Source organism: Acinetobacter sp. UBA2063 (genome assembly GCF_002333245.1).
Classification (GTDB): Bacteria; Pseudomonadota; Gammaproteobacteria; order Pseudomonadales; family Moraxellaceae; genus Acinetobacter; species Acinetobacter parvus.
In genome coordinates this window covers 1-3,952 of the sequence record NZ_DDAH01000029.1, presented here as the reverse complement: position 1 = coordinate 3,952, position 3,952 = coordinate 1, and the positions used below count along the sequence as shown (strand labels likewise).

Here is a 3,952-nt window from a genome sequence, read left to right as displayed (position 1 = left end):
GAGAAACCACTTGAGATCTTTATTGCTCGCATGTGGCCTTTTTGCCACTACCCAACTCAGCCATACCCAGATTTTTTTGCCTACGCAAAATATGGGTCAAACAGAAGTGCCTGACATTGGAAGCGGTATTGGTCTGCTTGATCAACAAAAAGAAAAGCTCATTGGTGAAAAGGTATATCGTGAAGTGCATCGCCAGATGCCCACCATTCAGGATGCATGGCTAGAAGATCAATTTCTACAGGTATTCTCAGGTATTTTAAGCCAAACCCAACTAGGGCAACCGATTGGACTGGTGATTATTAAAGACCCTCAGATCAATGCGTTTGCTGTACCAGGTGGCTTATTTGCACTCAATACGGGACTCATTACCTCAGCAAAAAATCTTGATGAGATTGCAGGGGTAATGGCGCACGAAATAGCACACGTTGCACAACGACATTATAGCCGTTCGCAAGAGGCATTTAAGGGACAGGGGCTATTGGCCTTGGCTGGTATTATTGTCGGGGCTGCGATTGCCTCACAGGCAGATAGTGATGTGGGTTCCGCCGTCATGCTTGGAACGCAGGCTGCTTTAATGGACAAGCAACTCAGCTATAGTCGGAATCAGGAACGTGAGGCTGACCGTATCGGCATGCAGTTTATGTACGCGGCAGGCTACAATCCGCAAAGCATGGCTGATTATTTTGAAACCATGCATCGGGCAACCAGTCGAGTTAGCTTTTTGCCTGATTTCTGGCTTACCCATCCACTTACTACAGAACGTATGAGTGAGGCGCGGTTACGTGCCAATCAGTTGCCTCAAGTCAGGTCTAAAATCTATGACCTCGATTTTGACATATTAAAATGGTACACACAGGTTGTCTCAAATCAGGCGACAGAAATCCAGTTACAGGCACTGGCCAATCAGAAGAATATCGCGGGCTTATTGGCGCTTAGCAAGTTTTATCTGATGCAGGGGGACTATACTCAGGCACAGTCCAACCTTGATCTGGTCAAGATAAAATTAAAATCGCATATTCTGATTCCCCTGATTCAAACCGATATTTATCTGGGACAAAACAAGTTCGATCAGGCATATGACAGCATGAGTTCACTACAAAAAACCATGCCTGAAAATCGGGCTTTATCCTATAAGTTGGTTGAGGTTTTAATCCGCCAAGGCAAGATTGATCAGGCACAAACTCTGGTACAGCGCTTTATAAGAAAAAATCAGCGTGATATACAGGGATGGCAGCTTTTACAGCAGGCGACTAATCTGGATAAAAGTTCACCACTGCAAGCGGTAAATGTGTTGTGCTATCGTGCGGAAGCTGAATATTGGTCTGGTTATGAAGAAAATGCGATTAAATCCATGCTACATGCCCAACGTTTGGCAAAAGGTAACTTGGCAATGTCAGCAAAAATTGACTCACGCTTGAAACAGATGCAAGATGATCGCCGTATGAAAATTTAAAAATTAGGAGAAATAGAAATGATTAAAGGGCAGTGTCTATGTGGGGAAATCGAAAATAGTATTTTGTGTTATTGCACAACATTGTGCCAGTCCAATCTATTCTTATCGTACCGATTTACCCCATATCATCCGCTTGCGTTTGGGAGCGGTGACGGAGGGGCATCTTCCAGCACCGAAAGAAGAATTTTTTACTGAACATAAGCCAGATTTTATTGAATTAAGATAAAATGCTAGTGATAAGTCATATTCATTGATGAAGTTAAAAGATTTATGAAGAAGTTTGTTTTTATTATTTTGATGACTGGTTGTATGGGGAACAGTTTTGCTGCATCCATTGAGCAATATGTCAATGCTGTACATAAAATCAGGGAAAGCTATGCACAGGACTTGCGTGGATTCTTGCGTAGCCTAGACCCTCAGCTCACTCAATTTAGTCCTGAGCAACAAGCTAAATATTGTGGCATTAACCAGCGTTATATTCAGGATATGTCAGGTGCAATTGAACAAAACCGTTCATCATTACCACCACAATATGCAAGTATGACCAAGCAGGATTTAATTAAACAAGTGGTTGAGTCTAAAGAGATGCAGATGCTTGCCAAATATAATGTTCAGTGTGATTTTAAATAATAGAAAGACTTTGGGTTCATTGTTAAAATGAATCCAGTTTTAAAATAAATAGCGGATATAAATAAAGAGGATTTAAGCTAATTAGCTTAATTTTGCTTTAATTTTGGCAGAAACTTGTGCAGGATCGGCACGTCCGGCTATGATCGGACGTAGAGAATTCATCACCTTACCCATATCTTTCATGCTAGTAGCTTCTTGAGCAGCAATCGTTTGCTCAATGATAGAATCAAGTTCTTCCTCAGTCATAGCGGCTGGTAGAAATTGAGAAATAACCTCAACTTCGGCTTGTTCCTTACTAGCTAAATCATCTCGACCAGCGCCAGAAAAGGCCTTGATCGATTCTTTACGTTGTTTAATTTGCTTTTCAATGACCGCAAGAACCTGAGCATCGTCAAGCTCAATGCGTTCATCGACTTCGATTTGCTTAATTGCTGCCTGTACACCACGAATAACCGTTACCGTTGCCATATCTTTGGCACGCATAGATGATTTTAATACGTCGGTAATCTGGTCTTTTAAAGTGGTCATATCAGCAGTCAATCACAAATTAATTAGTAAAGGCGAGTAGTACGTACAGATTCGCGAGTCAATTTCTTTTGATAACGCTTAACTGCAGCAGCTTTTTTACGCTTACGCTCTTGAGTTGGTTTCTCATAGAATTCGCGCTTACGAACGTCAGCTAAAACACCCGCTTTTTCGCATGAACGCTTGAAACGACGGATAGCTACGTCTACTGGTTCGCCTTCTTTCAACTTAACTTGTGGCATGTAAAATCCTCTAAGATGATGGGATAGATCTAATGCACGATTGCACTAGATCGCAAGTGAAGGTCAGTATTTTACTCATTTACAACTCAGATCACAAGTCTATAATAGCGCTGATATTATTTTTGATCGTTGTAAAGGCAGTTTAATGATTGTTTTGGGCTTAGAAACTTCGTGTGATGAAACTGGGTTAGCACTCTATGATAGCGAGCTCGGCTTACGTGGACAGGTTTTGTATAGCCAAATCAAACTGCATGCCGAATATGGCGGTGTTGTGCCTGAACTGGCTTCGCGTGACCATGTCCGTAAAATGATTCCCCTGATCAATCAACTGCTTGAACAAAGTGGTGTTCAGAAAAGCCAGATTGATGCAGTTGCCTATACGCGTGGACCTGGGCTAATGGGTGCCTTGATGACAGGCGCATTGTTTGGTCGCACTTTAGCATTTGCCCTTAATAAGCCTGCAATTGGTGTGCATCACATGGAAGGGCATATGCTTGCACCATTACTTTCAGAGACTCCCCCAGAATTTCCATTTGTTGCATTATTGGTGTCTGGTGGGCACACACAGTTGATGGCAGCCTACGGTATTGGTCAATATGAATTACTGGGTGAGTCAATTGACGATGCAGCAGGTGAAGCCTTTGATAAAGTCGCAAAAATGATGAAGCTACCTTATCCAGGTGGGCCAAACATCGCAAAACTTGCATTGCAAGGGGATGCCCTAGCATTTGAGTTTCCTCGTCCAATGTTGCATCAAGGTTTGGATTTTTCATTTAGTGGTTTAAAAACAGCGGTTTCTGTGCAGTTGAAAAAACTGGGTGAAGAAAACCGTGATGCTGACGTTGCTGCCTCTTTTCAGGAAGCAATTGTCGATACATTGGTTAAAAAATCGGTTAAAGCCTTAAAGCAAACAGGTTTAAAGCGTTTGGTGATTGCAGGCGGGGTCAGTGCAAATTTGCGTTTACGTGAGCAATTGGAAACTTCACTGAAAAAAATTAAGGCGCAGGTTTATTATGCTGAACCTGCCTTATGTACCGATAATGGCGCAATGATTGCATTCGCAGGTTATCAACGTTTAAAGGCTGGGCAGCATTATGGTTTG

General features: G+C 42.3%; 5 protein-coding genes and 1 pseudogene. 4 read left to right on the top strand and 2 right to left on the bottom strand.

Annotated elements, in window-relative coordinates:
• Positions 1-70: 70 nt before the first annotated feature.
• From B4H32_RS01500 to B4H32_RS01490, 3 genes and pseudogenes are all read left to right on the top strand, one after another.
• On the top strand, positions 71-1,453 hold the full coding sequence (locus B4H32_RS01500) for a M48 family metalloprotease (RefSeq protein ID WP_228127231.1): 1,383 nt from the start codon (positions 71-73) through the stop codon (positions 1,451-1,453).
• A gap of 18 nt (positions 1,454-1,471) precedes the next feature.
• Positions 1,472-1,679, top strand: a pseudogene (locus B4H32_RS01495) (hypothetical protein).
• Between the two features lie 44 nt (positions 1,680-1,723).
• Entirely contained in the window at positions 1,724-2,083 is a 360-nt protein-coding gene (locus B4H32_RS01490; RefSeq protein WP_004682442.1) for a hypothetical protein, read from the top strand.
• A gap of 81 nt (positions 2,084-2,164) precedes the next feature.
• Here B4H32_RS01490 and B4H32_RS01485 read toward each other — a convergent pair whose 3' ends face one another.
• A complete protein-coding gene (locus B4H32_RS01485; protein ID WP_004677044.1) occupies positions 2,165-2,611 on the bottom strand; it encodes a GatB/YqeY domain-containing protein in 447 nt (148 codons plus the stop codon).
• A gap of 23 nt (positions 2,612-2,634) precedes the next feature.
• The gene (gene rpsU, locus B4H32_RS01480; protein ID WP_004652785.1) at positions 2,635-2,850 is read right to left on the bottom strand and encodes a 30S ribosomal protein S21; all 216 of its coding nucleotides are present in this window, start codon (positions 2,848-2,850) and stop codon (positions 2,635-2,637) included.
• Positions 2,851-2,995: 145 nt separating this feature from the next.
• Between rpsU and tsaD the strand changes: the two genes are divergently transcribed.
• The coding region (tsaD, locus tag B4H32_RS01475; protein ID WP_286799404.1) for a tRNA (adenosine(37)-N6)-threonylcarbamoyltransferase complex transferase subunit TsaD at positions 2,996-3,952 on the top strand (957 nt) is incomplete at its 3' end.

Coding starts and splice junctions, on each gene's coding strand:
- B4H32_RS01490 (WP_004682442.1), top strand. CDS start 1,724: ATGAAGAAGTTTGTTTTTATTATTTTGATGACTGGTTGTATGGGGAAC.
- rpsU (WP_004652785.1), bottom strand. CDS start 2,850: ATGCCACAAGTTAAGTTGAAAGAAGGCGAACCAGTAGACGTAGCTATC.
- B4H32_RS01485 (WP_004677044.1), bottom strand. CDS start 2,611: ATGACCACTTTAAAAGACCAGATTACCGACGTATTAAAATCATCTATG.